Consider the following 15110-nt stretch of genomic DNA (forward strand, 5'->3'; position numbering starts at 1 on the left):
TCCTACGCCGCCGCCTCCGCCGGGGCGCCCTGGGGCACACGGATGCCGAGGTCCGTCAGGAGCGCGTGCGCCGCGCGATGGGCGGAGGCCAGGGCCCCCTGGGGCGTGGACGTGTCCCGATGGTCGCCGCAGACGTAGAGACCGGCGAGCAGGCGGACCGGGCGACGGGCGTCGTGCGGCGGCGGCATCGCGGGTATCGCCTCGGGGGTGTGGTGCAGGGCGAGGAGCTCCCACTCGTCCGTCGACGTCCCGTACAGGGTCGCGAGGTGCTTGCGGACCCGGCGCTCCGCGTCGTCGGGCGGGGTGCCGAGGATCGTCGAGGACACCAGGACGCGGCCCGCGGGTGCCCTCGTGGGATCGACGGCGCTCATGACGGCCGTGTGCGCGACAGGGCCGCCCGGATCGGACTCCAGGATCAGGACCGGGTCGGGGGTGGGCGCCTCGGGGGCCGTGTGGTGCAGCACGGTGACCGCGTGGAAGCGTGGCACGCGCAGCCCCGGCAGCAGCTCGGCCGCCGTACGCGCGCCCGTGGCCAGCAGGACCGAACGGCAGCCGAAGACCCCGTGCTCCGCCGTCTCGACCCGGTTGATCGCGACGTCCGTGACCCGGACCCCCGTGCGCACCGTCCCCGGCGGCAGCGACGCGGCGAGCAGCTCGGGCAGCGAGCCGGCCCCGCCCTCCGGGACGCAGAGCCGCCCGCGCGCGAACGCGCGCAGTGCCAGGTCGGCCTGGCGACTGGACGTGGTCAGGTCGGGATCGCCGAGCAGCGACGCGATCAGGGGCCGTACGGCCGCCTGGACCGTGCGAGCAGGCAGCCGGGCCGTCAGCGCCTCGCGGGCCGTCCGCTCCGGCCGGGCCAGCAGGCGCTGCGCGGGCGTCGCCGCGAGCCGTGCCAGCGAGGCGCCGAGCCGCGCCTGGTCCAGCGAGGCGGCCGGATTGCGGGGGGCGCTCGCGAGGGCGCGCGCCACACTGAACGCTCCCCCCACGCGCCAGGGTGTGTGGGGGGAGCGCCGGCGCGGGTGCGGGAACGGTTCTCCGACCCTCGCGTACCGGCCGTCGCTGTGCACCAGGGCCCCCGGCGCGAACGGTCGCAGCGCCACCCCCTCCAGGCCCCGTGTCCTGAGCAGTTCGGCATGCGAGGCCGTGAGCAGCGGCCCGGTCCGGTCGAGGCGGAAGCCCTCCATGTCGTCGGTGGCCATCCGGCCGCCGACCCGTGGACCGGCCTCCAGGACCGTGACGCCGAGCCCGGCGCTGGTCAGCCGGTGGGCGGCCGCGAGCCCCGCGATCCCGGCCCCGACGATGACGACGTCCGTGGCGACGTCCTTGTGGCGTGCGGTACTGAGCACGTGCCCCTCCCCAGGTCGGCGCGGCTGGTGGGAGGCCTATGCCCCCAACCGGCCCCCGGAATGCCCGCATTCGCATTCAGGGCATGCCAGCCTGGGCCTTCGCCCGGGCCCGCGCCAGCGGCGCGCGCGGGGGTGCACGCAGCACGGGGTCGCACCGTGCGGTGTCAGGCCGCCGCGCGGATCGACTCGTCGATCGTCGGGAAGGCGAAATCGAACCCCGACTCCAACAGGCGGCTCGGCAGCACGCGCTGACTGCCCAGCACATCCACCGCGAACTCCCCGAGCGCCAGGCGCAGCGCCGGCGCCGGGACCGTGAAGAGCGTCGGGCGCCGCAGGACCCGGCCCATCGCCGCCGTCACCTCCCGGTTGGTCACCGGCTCGGGGGCGGTCAGGTTCACCGGCCCCGCCAGGGAGTCGGTGTCGACCAGGTGCCGCAGGGCGGCCACCTCGTCGTGCAGCGAGATGAAGCTCCAGTACTGCCGGCCGTCGCCCATCCGCCCGCCGACCCCGGCGCGGAAGACCGGGAAGAGCCGGCCCCACGCCCCGCCCTCCGCGGCCACGACGAGACCGGTGCGGGCGTAGACGACCCGGATGCCGGCCTCCTCGGCGGGGGCCGCCGCCGCCTCCCACTCCACGCAGACCGAGGGCAGGAACCCCTCGCCCGCGGGCGCGCTCTCGTCCACCGCGCGCGAGCCCGTGTCGCCGTAGTAGCCGAGCGCCGTGCCGCACACCAGGACCTTCGGCGGGTCGGCCAGCGAGGCGAGGGCCTCCGCGATCGCGCGCGTACCGAGCACGCGGCTGTCGCGGATCTCCTTCTTGTACGCCTCGCTCCAGCGGCGCTCGCCGACGCCCGCGCCCGCCAGGTGCACGACCGCGTCGACCCCGACGAGCCCCGCGGTGTCGACGTACAGCCGCGCCGGGTCCCACTCGATCTCGTCCGCGGTCCGGGCGGGCCGCCGCACCAGACGGCTGACGTGGTGGCCGTCGGCGCGCAGCGAGCGCACCAGGGCCGTGCCGATGAGTCCGGAGGCGCCGGTGACGGCGATACGCGAGCGTTGCATGGGGACATCCTGCCCTCCCCGGCCCGGACGTGGCACAGTGGCGCACATGATCGCGCCGGAGACGCACATACGACAGGCCCTCGCCGCCGACGGGGACGCGCTGGCGGAGCTGGACCGCGCGACCTGGTCGCCACTGCACGCCGTGCTCCCGCCGCCCGAGCCCCCGTACGCGCCCTTCTTCGACGACCGGCACCGGCCCGAGGACTTCCTGGTCGCGCAGCGCGGGCCGGACGTCGTCGGCTACCTGCGGCTCGTGCCGCCCACCCCGCTCGCCTGCAACGCGCACGTCCGCCAGATCCAGGGACTCGCCGTCGCCGAGAGCGCCCGCGGCCGGGGCGTGGCCCGCGCGCTGCTGCGCGCCGCATTCGACGAGACCAGGCGCCAGGGCTGCACACGGATCACCCTGCGCGTCCTCGGCCACAACAAGCCCGCCCGCGCGCTCTACGCCTCCGAGGGCTTCGTGGTGGAGGGCGTCCTGCCCGGCGAGTTCTTCCTGGACGGCGCGTACGTCGACGACGTCCTGATGGGCCGCTCGGTCGCGCCGTAGGAAGACCGTCCCTAGGCGTCCGTGCGCGCGGCCACGGCCGGCGTCAACGGGCCCATCCCGCCCATCAGTTCCCGCAGGCAGCGCACCGCGAGCTCGGCCGGCGCGCCCTTGCCGCGGACGGGCGCGTCCGTCTCCGCCCAGGCTTCCAGGGCGACCCGGATCGCGTCCGTGGCCGCCGCCGCCGCGAGCCGTACCTCCAGCGGGTCGGCGCCCGGGCCGGCCAGCTCCGCCACCACCGTGAGCAGCTTCTCCTCCGACTCCTGGTTCACCCGGTACCAGACGGCCCGCAGCGCCGCGTCCTCCGCGGCCGCCCTCAGCAGCCCGCGCGTCCAGCGCAGCCCCTCGGCCGCCTCCTCGTCGGCGGCCGCGAGCGCCTCGGCGATCGACCGCTCCAGGGCGGCCGGCACCGTCGACCCCGGCTCCGCCGCCGCCAGCGACTCCCGCCAGCGGTCCGCGCCGCCCGCGAGGAGCGGGGCGACCGCGTCCTGCTTGGAGCGGAAGTACCGGTAGAAGGTGCGCAGCGCGACCCCGGCGCGCAGGGCGATGTCCTCGGCCGTGGTGCCGTCGGGGCCGCGTTCGGTGAAGAGCTCGGCGGCGGCGCGCGCGATGTCGAGCTGGGTGGCCGCCTTGCGGCGCTCCGTCAGGGAGCCGGGCTTCGAGGAGGGCTTGGTGCTCACCGTACGAAGAGTACGCCGCCCCTGCCGACCATGCATTTCGTGCAAGTATGGCAAATCGTGCCACTCAGGCGTACGGTGTGCCTGCACCGAGAGAATCGCCGTCGAGAGGTCGGACAGGACATGAACCGCTACGAAGGACGCCGCGCACTGGTCACCGGTGGCGGCTCCGGCATCGGCCAGGCCACCGTGCTGCGCATGCTCGCCGAGGGCGGCAGCGTCGTCGCCGCCGACATCAGCGAGGCCGGCCTCAAGGACACCGTCGCCAAGGCCGGCGCCGACGCCGACCGGCTGAACGCCCTCGTCGTGAACATCGCCGACGAGACCTCGGTACGCGCCGGTGTCACCGCCGCCGTCGAGGCGCTCGGCGGCCTGGACGTGCTGGTCAACGCCGCCGGCATCCTGCGCTCCTCGCACACGCACGAGACGACGCTCGACGCCTTCGAGCAGGTCGTCCGGATCAACCTGACCGGCACGTTCCTGATGATCCGCGAGGCCGTCCCGGCGCTCCTGGAGGGCAACGGCTCCGCCGTCGTGAACTTCTCCTCCACCTCGGCGGTGTTCGCCCACCCGTACATGGCCGCCTACGCGGCCAGCAAGGGCGGCATCCAGTCCATGACCCACGCACTGGCCGCCGAGTACGCCAAGCAGGGCATCCGCTTCACCGCCGTGCAGCCCGGCTCCATCTCCTCCGGCATGACCGACGGCTCCGGCGCCAGCGGCCAGTCCACCGGCCCCGGCCTGCCCGAGGACACCGACTGGTCCCTCTTCGCCAAGCTCGCCCCGGCCATCGGCGAGGGCTTCGCCGGCCCCGAGACCGTGGCCGGTGTCGTCGCGATGCTCGCCTCCGACGACGGGAAGTTCATCACCGGCACCGAGGTCCGTGTCGACGGCGGGACGCACTTCTGATGAGCGCCGCCACGGTCTTCGGCGGCCGTACGGCGGTGATCACGGGCGCCTCCTCCGGGATCGGCGCCGGGCTCGCCCGGCACGCCGCCGGCCTCGGCATGAGGCTCGTGCTCGCCGACATCGCCGCCGACCGTCTCACCGCCTTCGCGGACGAGCTGCGGGAGGCGGGGGCGCAGGCCGAGGCGGTCGTCACCGACGTCGCCGACCCGTCCTCCGTGGAGGCGCTCGCCGACCGCGCGTACAGCCGCTTCGGCGCCGTCGACCTGCTGGTCAACAACGCCGGGATCATGGCCATGGGCTACTCCTGGGAGATCCCCGCCGAGCGCTGGGACGCCATGCTCCGCGTCAACGTCGGCGGCTACGTGAACGGCATCCGCGCCTTCGTGCCGCGCATGCTGGAGCGCGGCGAGCGGGCCTGGGTGGTGAACGTGTCGTCGATCGGCGGGCTGCTGCCCAGCCCCCTGATGGCCCCGTACAGCGTCACCAAGTTCGGCACGCTCGCCCTGACCGAGTCGCTGCACTACGAGATGCGGATGAAGGGCGCCCCGATCCAGGTCTCCGTGGTGACCCCCGGGGCCGTGCGGAGCGAGATCTTCCGGGCGGCTCGCCCCGGGGCGTCCGAGCCGCCCGAGGTCACCGGTTTCTCCGACCGTCTCCAGGCCATGAGCGACGAGCACGGCCTGACCCCCGAGGAACACGCGGAGCGGGTCTTCGCGCAGGTCGCGGAGGGCAAGTACTGGGTGGTCCCGCAGCCCGACACCCTCCACGAGGCGCTGCCGGCGCGGACGGACATGATCCTCGGTCAGGTGGACCCCGAGCTGCGGCTCGGCTGACGGACCGGTACAGACCCGGGGTGGGGACGGCCCCCCCGGGTCCGTACCCCACCCTCCTGGTACGGGAGGCCGGGCCGGCTACGCGCCGAAGCGCTCGGGCCGGCTACGCGCCGAACCGCTCCCACAGGCGCGGATAGCGTGCCGCGAGCGCCGTGTCGTCCTCCAGGTCGAAGGCGAGGCCCTCCGGCTCCGCGGGCTGCGGCGGAATCCCCAGGTCCGGTGCCTCCGCGCCGGTGAGCTGCTCGTACGCCTCGTCCGCCGCGAACCCCAGCTCCTCGCCGTCCCCGTCGATCTCCTCGTCGAACTCGTCGAGCAGCTCGGCGAGCGCGTCCGGGTCGTGCACCGCGCCCTCGAAGACCTCCCGGCCCTGCCCGATGAGCCAGCAGCGGAAGTAGTCGAAGGCGTCGTCGCCCGCCCCGTCGAGCAGCACCGCCGCCGCGCCCCAGAGGTCCCAGCGGTACGCGCGGTTGTAGCGGGCCTCGAAGTGGCGGGCGAAGTCGAGCACGGAGTCGGGGTCGAGCTGCAGCAGCCGCTCGACGAGCAGGTCGGCGTGTTCCTCGGGGTCGCCCTCGGCGGCCTCGCGGGTGGAGTCGATGATCTCCCAGAACTCCGTCTCGTCCATCACGGACCAAGCATCGACCTTGGGGAAGGGCGACGCACCCGGAAACAGCCAAAATCAAACCGGACAGGGGGTGTCGCACTTTCCTGTCACGCTCGTTCCATGGAGACCGAAACGAAGCCGCTCAGCGGCAGGATCGCACTGGTCGCGGGCGCCACACGGGGCGCCGGACGGGCCATCGCCGTGGCGCTCGGCACGGCGGGCGCCACCGTGTACGTGACCGGGCGCACCACCCGGGACAGGGTGAGCGAGGTCGGCCGTACGACCGAGACCATCGAGCAGACGGCCGAGCTGGTGACGGCGGCCGGCGGCGAGGGCGTCGCCGTTCCCACCGACCATCTGGAGATCGACCAGGTCCGGGCGCTCGTCGAACGGATCGACGCGGAGCGCGGCCGGCTGGACGTCCTCGTCAACGACGTGTGGGGCGGGGAACACCTGCTCAAGTTCGGCAAGAAGATCTGGGAGACCGATCTGACCGACGGGCTGCGCATGATGGAGCTCGGTGTGCGGACGCACGCGATCACCTCCCGCCTCGCGCTACCGCTGCTGATCCGCCACCCGGGCGGACTCGTCGTCGAGATGACCGACGGAACCGCCGCATGGAACACGCGGTTCCGCGAGAACTTCTTCTACGACCTCACGAAGAACGCCCCGATCCGGATGGCGTTCGCGCTCGCCCACGACCTGGAGGACGTCGGTGCCAGCGCGGTCTGCCTCACGCCCGGCTGGCTGCGTTCCGAACAGATGCTGGCGGCCTTCGGCGTGACCGAGGAGAACTGGAGGGACGCGATCGAGAAGGTCCCGGGCTTCGAGATCGCCGAGTCCCCGCTGTACGTCGGCCGCGCCGTCGTGGCCCTCGCGGCCGACCCCGACCGGGCCCGCTGGAACGGCCAGTCGCTCTCCAGCGGTCAGCTGGCCCGGGTGTACGGCTTCACGGACGTGGACGGCTCGCAGCCCGACGCCTGGGGCTACATGCTCGCAGGCGAGACCGGCACCCCCTCCGTGGACGACTACCGCTGACCACCGCGCCGTCCGGCCTCCCGGCCGTACAGCGCGGAGAGGCCCTCCGCCGCGGCCGTGAAGCGGGAGCGGAGCGGGGCGGGGGACAGGACCTCCACCTCCGGGCCCAGGGTCAGCAGCTGGCTGAAGGCGACCTCCTCGTTCTCCACGCGGAGCGTCGCCGTCAGCCGGCCCCCGCCGTCCGTCGAGGCGGCCGCGAGCGCCTCCTCCGCCGCCGCGCGGTCCGTCACGTACGGCAGCCGGCGCGCCCCCGCCTCCGAGAGCCGCAGGACGACCTCGGCGCGCAGGATCGAACGGGCGAACTCCGCGGCCCGCTCCGACCAGAACGCGGGCAGGTCGAACTCCTCGACCCGCTCGAACCGCTCCTCGCCGAGGGCCACGGCCGCGAAACGGTCCACCCGGTAGGTACGGAACGCCGTACCCGAGCGGGCGCACAGGTACCAGACGCCCGCCTTCAGGACGAGCCCGTACGGTGCCAGCTCGCGCTCCACCTCGGCGTCCCCGCGCCGGTAGCGCGCCGAGAGGAGCCGGTCGTCCCAGACCGCCTCCGCGATCGGGGGCAGCAGCTCCGGCGTCTCCGGCTCCTGGTACCAGCCCGGGGCGTCGAGCAGAAAGCGCTGCGCAGCCGAGTCCGGGGCGTCGCGCAGCGAGGGCAGCAGCGCCGCGGACACCTTCAGCCGGGCCGCCGACGCCGCGTCCTCCAGGCCCATGTCCCGCAGCGCGCCCGGCAGTCCGGACAGGAACAGCGCCTCGGCCTCGCCGCGCGCGAGGCCCGTGAGCCGCGTGCGATAGCCGCCGATCAGCCGGTACCCGCCGGCCCTGCCCCGGTCCGCATACACCGGAACCCCCGCCTCCGAGAGGGCGAGGGCATCACGGGTGATGGTCCGTTCGGACACCTCCAGCTCCGCGGCCAGTTCGGCCGCCGTCATCGACGGACGGGACTGGAGCAGAAGGACCATCTTGATGAGCCGGGCTGCGCGCATGACCCCCATCATGCGCGCACGCACCGACAGCCGGGCCGGAGTCCGGCCCGCAGGCCTTACAGGCCGTAGCGCTCGCGCGCCTCCTTCACGGCCGAGGCCGGGACCTCGCCGCGGCGGGCGAGCTGGGCCAGGGCCGCGACGACGATCGACTGCGCGTCGACACCGAAGTGGCGACGGGCCGCGTCACGCGTGTCCGACAGACCGAAGCCGTCCGCACCGAGCGACGACCAGTCCTGCTCGACCCACTGCGCGATCTGGTCCGGGACCTGACGCATGTAGTCCGAGACGGCGAGGACCGGGGACTCCACGCCCTCCAGCGCCCTGCGGATGTACGGGACCTGCTCCTCGCCGCGCAGCAGCGCCGCGTCGGACTCCAGCGCGTCGCGCCGCAGCTCCGTCCAGGAGGTCGCGGACCACACGTCCGCGCCCACGCCCCACTCGGCGGCGAGCAGCTTCTGCGCCTCCAGGGCCCAGTGGATGGCCGTACCGGAGGAGAGCAGCTGGATCCGCGCGGCGTTCGCCGGCAGGTCGAGACCCGCCGACTCCGCCGTGTTGAAGCGGTACAGGCCCTTGACGATGCCCTCGTCGACCCCGGCCGGCTTGGCCGGCTGCGGCATCGGCTCGTTGTAGACCGTGAGGTAGTAGAAGACGTCCCGGTCCTCGCCCTCGGCGCCCTCGCCGTACATCCGGCGCAGGCCCTCCTTGACGATCGCCGCGACCTCGTAGGCGAACGCAGGGTCGTACGTCAGGGCGGCCGGGTTGGTCGCCGCGATGACGGGGGAGTGGCCGTCGGCGTGCTGCAGGCCCTCACCGGTCAGCGTCGTACGGCCCGCCGTGGCACCGACGAGGAAGCCGCGGCCGAGCTGGTCGCCGAGCTGCCACATCTGGTCGGCCGTGCGCTGCCAGCCGAACATCGAGTAGAAGATGTAGAACGGGATCATCGCCTCACCGTGCGTGGAGTACGCGGTGGACGCGGCGATGAAGTCGGCCATCGAGCCGGCCTCGGTGATCCCCTCGTTGAGGATCTGGCCGTTGACGGCCTCCTTGTAGTACATCAGCTGGTCGCGGTCGACCGGCTCGTACGTCTGGCCCTTCGGCGAGTAGATGCCGAGCGACGGGAACAGCGACTCCATACCGAAGGTACGGGCCTCGTCCGGGACGATCGGGACCCAGCGCTTGCCGGTCTCCTTGTCGCGGATCAGGTCCTTGACCAGACGGACGAAGGCCATCGTCGTCGCCATCGACTGCGAGCCGGAGCCCTTGTCGAAGGCGGCGAACGCCTTCTCCGCCGGGGCCGGCAGCGGGGCGAGCGCGTGCGAGCGGCGGGCCGGGGCCGGGCCGCCGAGCGCCGCGCGGCGCTCCTGGAGGTAGCGGACCTCGGCGGAGTCGGCACCGGGGTGGCCGTACGGCACCACGCCGTCGACGAACTGCGCGTCCGAGATCGGCAGACCGAGGAGGTCACGCATGTTCTTGAACTCGTCGGTCGAGAGCTTCTTCATCTGGTGGTTCGCGTTCTTCGACGCGAAGCCCTCACCCAGGGTGAAGCCCTTCACGGTCTGCGCGAGGATCACCGTCGGGGCGCCCTTGAACTCCAGGGCGGCCTTGTACGCGGCGTACACCTTGCGCGGCTCGTGGCCACCGCGGGAGAGGTGGAAGCACTCGAGGATCTTGTCGTCGCTCAGCAGCTGCGCCATCGCGACGAGCGCCGGGTCCTTGCCGAAGAAGTCCTCGCGGATGTAGGCGGCGTCGCGGGTCTGGTACGTCTGGACCTGCGCGTCCGGGACCTCGCGGAGGCGGCGGACGAGGGCGCCGGTGGTGTCGAGCGCGAACAGCTCGTCCCAGGCGTTGCCCCACAGCGACTTCACGACGTTCCAGCCGGCGCCGCGGAACTGGGCCTCCAGCTCCTGCACGATCTTGAAGTTGGCGCGGACCGGGCCGTCGAGGCGCTGCAGGTTGCAGTTGATGACGAAGGTCAGGTTGTCCAGACCCTCGCGGGCGGCGAGCGCGAGTGCCGCCGTCGACTCGGGCTCGTCCATCTCGCCGTCACCGAGGAACGCCCACACGTGGGAGGCGGAGACGTCCTTGATGGCGCGGTTGGTGAGGTAGCGGTTGAAGCGCGCCTGGTAGATGGCGGAGAGCGGGCCCAGACCCATGGAGACGGTCGGGAACTCCCACAGCCAGGGGAGGCGGCGCGGGTGCGGGTAGGAGGGGAGGCCGTTGCCGCCCGACTCCTGCCGGAAGTTGTCGAGGTGGGCCTCGTTCAGGCGTCCGTCGAGGAACGCACGGGCGTAGATGCCCGGGGAGGCGTGGCCCTGGATGTAGAGCTGGTCGCCGGAACCGTCGGCTTCCTTGCCCTTGAAGAAGTGGTTGAAGCCGGTCTCGTAGAGCCAGGCCGCCGACGCGAACGTGGCGATGTGGCCGCCGACCCCGTGCTTGGCACCGCGCGTCACCATGGCGGCGGCGTTCCAGCGGTTCCAGGCGGTGATCCTGCGCTCCATCTCCTCGTCGCCGTCGATGACGGGCTCCGCGGAGGTGGGGATGGTGTTGACGTAGTCCGTCTCCAGCAGCTTGGGCAGGGCCAGGCCCGTGCCCTCGGCGTGCTGCAGCGTGCGGCGCATCAGGTAGGCGGCCCGGTGCGGGCCGGCGGCCTTGGTGACGGCGTCCAGGGAGGCCGCCCACTCGGCGGTCTCCTCGGTGTCACGGTCCGGGAGCTGGTCGAGCTCACTCGGAATCTTGCCTACGGGATCGGTCATGATCGCCGCCTTCCGGACAGATGGGGGTGGAGAAGGGGTGCCTTGTCTGGCAGGACAGGGCGAAGGGCCGGGTAGCGGCCCGCCGAAGACTGTAAGCCGCCGATCGATGATCGATCAAAGGGTAGCCGGGGAAAACCGCTCCAGATCGCGAAAGTCGGCACAGGGTGCCGCGAAAACGGGCACCGGGTGCCTTGTTTTCGCAGGTGGGAGGCCGAATGAGAGGCCCCTCGCACGAATGAGCGGGCCCGTGGAGGGCCCGCTCATCGGGTACGGAGGGGGGTCGGGCGCCGCGCGTCGCGCCGGTGCGTCAGGCTCTCGGGGCGCAGCCGAGGACGTGGGCCTTGACCAGGGAGCCGATGTTCGGGTCGCCGCGCCGGAAGGCCTCCACGAGCTCCTGGTGCTCCTCGGCGTACGACTTCTGGACCGTGCCGAGCCAGCGGATCGACAGCGCCGTGAAGACCTCGATGCCCAGGCCCTCCCAGGTGTGCAGCAGCACGCCGTTCCCGGCCGCCTTCACCAGCTCGCGGTGGAAGCCCACCGTGTGCCGTACCTGGGCCGTTCCGTCCGCCGTCCGGTCCGCCTCGTACAGCGCCGCCACATGCGGCTCCAGGGCCGAGCAGTCGGCCGCGAGCCGGGTCGCCGCGAGCTCCGCCGCGATCTGCTCCAGACCGGCCCGGACCGGATAGCTCTCCTCCAGGTCCGCCGCGGTCAGATTCCGCACCCGGACGCCCTTGTTGGGGGAGGACTCGATCAGCCGCAGCGACTCCAGCTCGCGCAGTGCCTCGCGGACCGGCGTCTGGCTGACCTCCAGCTCGGTCGCGATCCGGCGCTCCACGATCCGCTCGCCCGGCTTCCAGCGGCCGCTGACGATGCCCTCCACGATGTGCTCGCGGATCTGTTCGCGCAGCGAGTGGACGACGGGCACGCTCATGAAGCCGCTCCTTAAGGGACGCGTTGACTCTCAAGACAATACGGCGGCGCCCCCGCCCGGAAACACTTCCGGGCGGGGGCGCCGCAGGTGAGGCTTGTTACGTTGCCAATCGGGCCTCGCCCTACAGGCCGAGGTCGACCTCGAACTCGCCGGCCTCCAGGATCGCCTTGACGGCCGTCAGGTAACGGGCCGCGTCGGCGCCGTCCACCAGGCGGTGGTCGTAGGAGAGCGTCAGGTACGTCATGTCGCGGACGCCGATGACGGTGCCCTCGGCGGTCTCGATGACGGCCGGACGCTTGACCGTGGCACCGATACCCAGGATGGCGACCTGGTTCGGAGGCACGATGATCGTGTCGAACAGCGCACCGCGCGAACCGGTGTTGCTGATGGTGAAGGTCGCACCGGCCAGCTCGTCCGGGGTGATCTTGTTGCCGCGGACCTTGCCGGCCAGGTCGGCCGTGGCCTTGGAGATGCCGGCGATGTTCAGGTCGCCCGCACCCTTGATGACCGGCGTCATCAGACCCTTCTCGGAGTCCACGGCGATGCCGATGTTCTCCGAGTCGAAGTACGTGATGGTGCCCTCGTCCTCGTTGATCCGGGCGTTGATGACCGGGTGGGCCTTCAGGGCCTGGGCCGCCGCCTTCACGAAGAACGGCATCGGGGACAGCTTGACGCCCTCGCGGGCGGCGAACGCGTCCTTGGCACGGGCGCGCAGCTTCATCAGCTTGGTGATGTCGACCTCGACGACCGAGGACAGCTGGGCCTGGCCGTGCAGCGCCTTCATCATGTTGTCGCCGATGACCTTGCGCATGCGGGTCATCTTGACGGTCTGACCGCGCAGCGGCGACGCCTCCAGGGCAGGGGCCTTGGGAGCGGCGGCCGCGGGAGCGGCGGCGGGGGCCGGGGCGGCCTTCTTGGCCTCGGCGGCCGCGAGGACGTCCTGCTTGCGGATACGGCCGCCGACGCCGGAGCCCTTGACGGACGCCAGGTCGATGCCGTTCTCGGAGGCGAGCTTGCGGACCAGCGGGGTCACGTAGGCGCCGTCGTCCGCCGGCTGTGCGGCGGCGGGGGCGGGCGCGGCCGGAGCCGGGGCGGCCACGGGGGCCGGAGCGGCGACCGGAGCCGGGGCGGCGGGCGCGGCCTGGGCCGGAGCCGGGGCGGCCGGAGCAGCCGGAGCCGGGGCCGGGGCGGCCGGAGCAGCCGGAGCCGGGGCCGGGGCGGCCGGAGCAGCCGGAGCCGGGGCAGGGGCGGCGGGCGCGGCCTGGGCCGGAGCCGCCGGAGCCGGAGCGGCGGCCGGAGCGGCACCCTCGGCACCGATGACGGCCAGCTTGGCGCCGACCTCGGCGGTCTCGTCCTCGGCGACGACGATCTCCAGGAGGACACCGGAGGCCGGGGCCGGGATCTCGGTGTCGACCTTGTCGGTGGAGACCTCGAGCAGCGGCTCGTCGGCCTCCACGGTCTCGCCGACCGACTTCAGCCAGCGGGTGACGGTGCCCTCGGTGACGGACTCGCCGAGCGCCGGCAGGACGACGTCGGTGCCCTCGGCGGAGCCGCCGCCGGAGGCGGCCTCGGCGGTCGGGGCCGGGGCGGGCTGCTGGGTCTCGGCGGACGGCTGGGCCTGCGGGGCCTCCTGCGCCGGGGCCTCGGCGGCGGCGGCCGCCGGAGCCGGGGCGGCAGCCGGCGCACCGGAGCCGTCGTCGATGATCGCGAGCTCGGCGCCGACCTCGACGGTCTCGTCCTCGGCGACCTTGATGGAGGCGAGGACGCCCGACGCGGGGGCGGGGATCTCGGTGTCGACCTTGTCGGTCGAGACCTCGAGCAGCGGCTCGTCGGCCTCGACACGCTCACCCTCGGCCTTGAGCCAGCGGGTGACGGTGCCCTCGGTGACGCTCTCGCCGAGCGCCGGCAGGGTTACGGAAACCGACATGGTTTCAGTTGCTCCTAACGAATTGCGGTAAGTGGTCGTCGCGCCCGTGATGACGTGAGCGTCAGTCGTGGGAGTGCAGAGGCTTGCCGGCCAGCGCCAGGTGCGCCTCGCCGAGCGCCTCGTTCTGCGTCGGGTGGGCGTGGATGAGCTGCGCGACCTCGGCCGGCAGCGCCTCCCAGTTGTAGATCAGCTGCGCTTCGCCGACCTGCTCGCCCATGCGGTCACCGACCATGTGGACGCCGACCACGGCACCGTCCTTGACCTGGACGAGCTTGATCTCGCCCGCGGTCTTCAGGATCTTGCTCTTGCCGTTGCCCGCGAGGTTGTACTTCAGGGCGACGACCTTGTCCGCGCCGTAGATCTCCTTGGCCTTGGCCTCGGTGATGCCGACGGAGGCGACCTCGGGGTGGCAGTACGTCACCCGGGGCACGCCGTCGTAGTCGATCGGAACGGTCTTCAGACCGGCCAGGCGCTCCGCGACCAGGATGCCCTCGGCGAAGCCGACGTGGGCCAGCTGCAGGGTCGGGACGAGGTCGCCGACCGCCGAGATCGTGGGCACGTTGGTACGCATGTACTCGTCGGCGAGGACGTAGCCGCGGTCCATCGCGACACCCTGCTCCTCGTAGCCGAGACCGGCCGAGACCGGGCCGCGGCCGATGGCGACGAGCAGGACCTCGGCCTCGAAGGTCTTGCCGTCGGCCAGGGTGACCTTGACGCCGCTGTCGGTGTACTCGGCGGACTGGAAGAACGTGCCGAGGTTGAACTTGATGCCGCGCTTGCGGAACGCGCGCTCAAGAAGCTTGGAGCTGTTCTCGTCCTCGACCGGGACCAGGTGCTTCAGGCCCTCGATGACCGTGACGTCGGTGCCGAAGGACTTCCACGCGGAGGCGAACTCGACGCCGATGACACCGCCGCCGAGGATGATCGCGGACTCCGGGACGCGGTCCAGGGTCAGCGCGTGGTCCGAGGAGATGATCCGGTTGCCGTCGATCTCCAGACCCGGCAGCGACTTCGGTACGGAACCGGTGGCGAGGAGGACGTGGCGACCCTCGACGCGGCGGCCGTCGACGTCGACGGAGGTCGGGGAGGAGAGCCGGCCGTGGCCCTCGATGTACGTCACCTTGCGGGAGGCGACCAGACCCTGCAGGCCCTTGTACAGGCCCGAGATCACGTCGTCCTTGTACTTGTGCACGGCCTTGATGTCGATGCCCTCGAAGGAGGCCTTGACACCGAACTGCTCCGCCTCGCGGGCCTGGTCGGCGACCTCGCCGGCGTGGAGCAGGGCCTTCGTCGGGATGCAGCCGTTGTGCAGGCAGGTGCCGCCGAGCTTGTTCTTCTCGATCAGTGCGACGTCCAGGCCCAGCTGCGCTCCGCGCAGCGCCGCGGCGTAACCGCCGCTACCGCCGCCGAGGATCACTAGGTCGAAAACGGTGCTGGCGTCGTTCGCCACGTCACGTCCTCCATGCATGTGCGCCGGGCGCCGGTCTCCGATGACCGGGCGGCGGCT

Annotated in this window: 13 protein-coding genes; 4 read left to right on the plus strand and 9 right to left on the minus strand. The window is 72.7% G+C overall.

All coding sequences use genetic code 11. The annotated features are described in order from the left end of the window. Positions 1 to 2 precede the first annotated feature (2 nt). Entirely contained in the window at positions 3 to 1346 is a 1344-nt protein-coding gene (locus ACF1G2_RS09690) for an NAD(P)/FAD-dependent oxidoreductase (protein WP_391797759.1), read from the minus strand. Between the two features lie 164 nt (positions 1347 to 1510). Then, a complete protein-coding gene (locus tag ACF1G2_RS09695; RefSeq protein ID WP_391797760.1) occupies positions 1511 to 2407 on the minus strand; it encodes a TIGR01777 family oxidoreductase in 897 nt (298 codons plus the stop codon). A 46-nt stretch (positions 2408 to 2453) separates the two neighbouring features. Between ACF1G2_RS09695 and ACF1G2_RS09700 the strand changes: the two genes are divergently transcribed. Next, positions 2454 to 2954 carry a GNAT family N-acetyltransferase gene (locus ACF1G2_RS09700; protein WP_391797761.1) on the plus strand — a complete coding sequence of 167 codons (501 nt, stop codon included), beginning with the start codon at positions 2454 to 2456 and terminating at the stop codon, positions 2952 to 2954. Between the two features lie 11 nt (positions 2955 to 2965). On the opposite strand, the gene ACF1G2_RS09705 is transcribed toward ACF1G2_RS09700, so the two are convergent. Beyond that, positions 2966 to 3631 (minus strand): TetR family transcriptional regulator, encoded by a 666-nt coding sequence (locus tag ACF1G2_RS09705; RefSeq protein ID WP_391797762.1) that lies wholly within the window; start codon positions 3629 to 3631, stop codon positions 2966 to 2968. 120 nt (positions 3632 to 3751) lie between these two features. On the opposite strand from ACF1G2_RS09705, the gene ACF1G2_RS09710 reads away from it, so the two are divergent. Together ACF1G2_RS09710 and ACF1G2_RS09715 are read left to right on the plus strand one after the other, a co-directional pair. Next, positions 3752 to 4537 carry an SDR family NAD(P)-dependent oxidoreductase gene (locus tag ACF1G2_RS09710; protein WP_391797763.1) on the plus strand — a complete coding sequence of 262 codons (786 nt, stop codon included), beginning with the start codon at positions 3752 to 3754 and terminating at the stop codon, positions 4535 to 4537. After that, positions 4537 to 5370 (plus strand): SDR family NAD(P)-dependent oxidoreductase, encoded by an 834-nt coding sequence (locus tag ACF1G2_RS09715; protein ID WP_391797764.1) that lies wholly within the window; start codon positions 4537 to 4539, stop codon positions 5368 to 5370. Before ACF1G2_RS09710 ends, ACF1G2_RS09715 begins: the two co-directional genes overlap by 1 nt. A 103-nt stretch (positions 5371 to 5473) precedes the next feature. Here ACF1G2_RS09715 and ACF1G2_RS09720 read toward each other — a convergent pair whose 3' ends face one another. After that, positions 5474 to 5992 carry a DUF4240 domain-containing protein gene (locus ACF1G2_RS09720; protein WP_391798128.1) on the minus strand — a complete coding sequence of 173 codons (519 nt, stop codon included), beginning with the start codon at positions 5990 to 5992 and terminating at the stop codon, positions 5474 to 5476. 99 nt (positions 5993 to 6091) lie between these two features. Here ACF1G2_RS09720 and ACF1G2_RS09725 point away from each other — a divergent pair, with 99 nt between their 5' ends. Next, on the plus strand, positions 6092 to 7009 hold the full coding sequence (locus tag ACF1G2_RS09725; RefSeq protein WP_391797765.1) for an SDR family oxidoreductase: 918 nt from the start codon (positions 6092 to 6094) through the stop codon (positions 7007 to 7009). On the opposite strand, the gene ACF1G2_RS09730 is transcribed toward ACF1G2_RS09725, so the two are convergent. From ACF1G2_RS09730 to lpdA, 5 genes are all read right to left on the minus strand, one after another. Further along, positions 7000 to 7992 carry a helix-turn-helix transcriptional regulator gene (locus ACF1G2_RS09730; RefSeq protein WP_391797766.1) on the minus strand — a complete coding sequence of 331 codons (993 nt, stop codon included), beginning with the start codon at positions 7990 to 7992 and terminating at the stop codon, positions 7000 to 7002. The genes ACF1G2_RS09725 and ACF1G2_RS09730 overlap by 10 nt on opposite strands. Before the next feature lie 56 nt (positions 7993 to 8048). Beyond that, positions 8049 to 10745 (minus strand): pyruvate dehydrogenase (acetyl-transferring), homodimeric type, encoded by a 2697-nt coding sequence (gene aceE / locus ACF1G2_RS09735; protein WP_391797767.1) that lies wholly within the window; start codon positions 10743 to 10745, stop codon positions 8049 to 8051. A 307-nt stretch (positions 10746 to 11052) separates the two neighbouring features. Continuing rightward, positions 11053 to 11676 carry a GntR family transcriptional regulator gene (locus ACF1G2_RS09740; protein ID WP_391797768.1) on the minus strand — a complete coding sequence of 208 codons (624 nt, stop codon included), beginning with the start codon at positions 11674 to 11676 and terminating at the stop codon, positions 11053 to 11055. Positions 11677 to 11797: 121 nt separating this feature from the next. After that, the gene (sucB, locus tag ACF1G2_RS09745; RefSeq protein WP_391797769.1) at positions 11798 to 13603 is read right to left on the minus strand and encodes a 2-oxoglutarate dehydrogenase, E2 component, dihydrolipoamide succinyltransferase; all 1806 of its coding nucleotides are present in this window, start codon (positions 13601 to 13603) and stop codon (positions 11798 to 11800) included. A gap of 61 nt (positions 13604 to 13664) precedes the next feature. Continuing rightward, entirely contained in the window at positions 13665 to 15053 is a 1389-nt protein-coding gene (gene lpdA / locus ACF1G2_RS09750; RefSeq protein ID WP_391797770.1) for a dihydrolipoyl dehydrogenase, read from the minus strand. Positions 15054 to 15110 lie beyond the last annotated feature (57 nt).

The sequence above is a fragment of the Streptomyces sp. NPDC013457 genome (assembly GCF_043089925.1).
In the GTDB taxonomy this organism is placed as follows: Bacteria; Actinomycetota; Actinomycetes; order Streptomycetales; family Streptomycetaceae; genus Streptomyces.

What these genes read in the sequence shown, in the direction of transcription:
- ACF1G2_RS09725 (WP_391797765.1), top strand. Translation starts at nt 6,092, where the DNA reads ATGGAGACCGAAACGAAGCCGCTCAGCGGCAGGATCGCACTGGTCGCG.
- ACF1G2_RS09730 (WP_391797766.1), bottom strand. Translation starts at nt 7,992, where the DNA reads ATGCGCGCAGCCCGGCTCATCAAGATGGTCCTTCTGCTCCAGTCCCGT.
- ACF1G2_RS09710 (WP_391797763.1), top strand. Translation starts at nt 3,752, where the DNA reads ATGAACCGCTACGAAGGACGCCGCGCACTGGTCACCGGTGGCGGCTCC.
- sucB (WP_391797769.1), bottom strand. Translation starts at nt 13,603, where the DNA reads ATGTCGGTTTCCGTAACCCTGCCGGCGCTCGGCGAGAGCGTCACCGAG.
- ACF1G2_RS09695 (WP_391797760.1), bottom strand. Translation starts at nt 2,407, where the DNA reads ATGCAACGCTCGCGTATCGCCGTCACCGGCGCCTCCGGACTCATCGGC.
- ACF1G2_RS09720 (WP_391798128.1), bottom strand. Translation starts at nt 5,992, where the DNA reads ATGGACGAGACGGAGTTCTGGGAGATCATCGACTCCACCCGCGAGGCC.
- aceE (WP_391797767.1), bottom strand. Translation starts at nt 10,745, where the DNA reads ATGACCGATCCCGTAGGCAAGATTCCGAGTGAGCTCGACCAGCTCCCG.
- ACF1G2_RS09700 (WP_391797761.1), top strand. Translation starts at nt 2,454, where the DNA reads ATGATCGCGCCGGAGACGCACATACGACAGGCCCTCGCCGCCGACGGG.
- ACF1G2_RS09715 (WP_391797764.1), top strand. Translation starts at nt 4,537, where the DNA reads ATGAGCGCCGCCACGGTCTTCGGCGGCCGTACGGCGGTGATCACGGGC.
- ACF1G2_RS09740 (WP_391797768.1), bottom strand. Translation starts at nt 11,676, where the DNA reads ATGAGCGTGCCCGTCGTCCACTCGCTGCGCGAACAGATCCGCGAGCAC.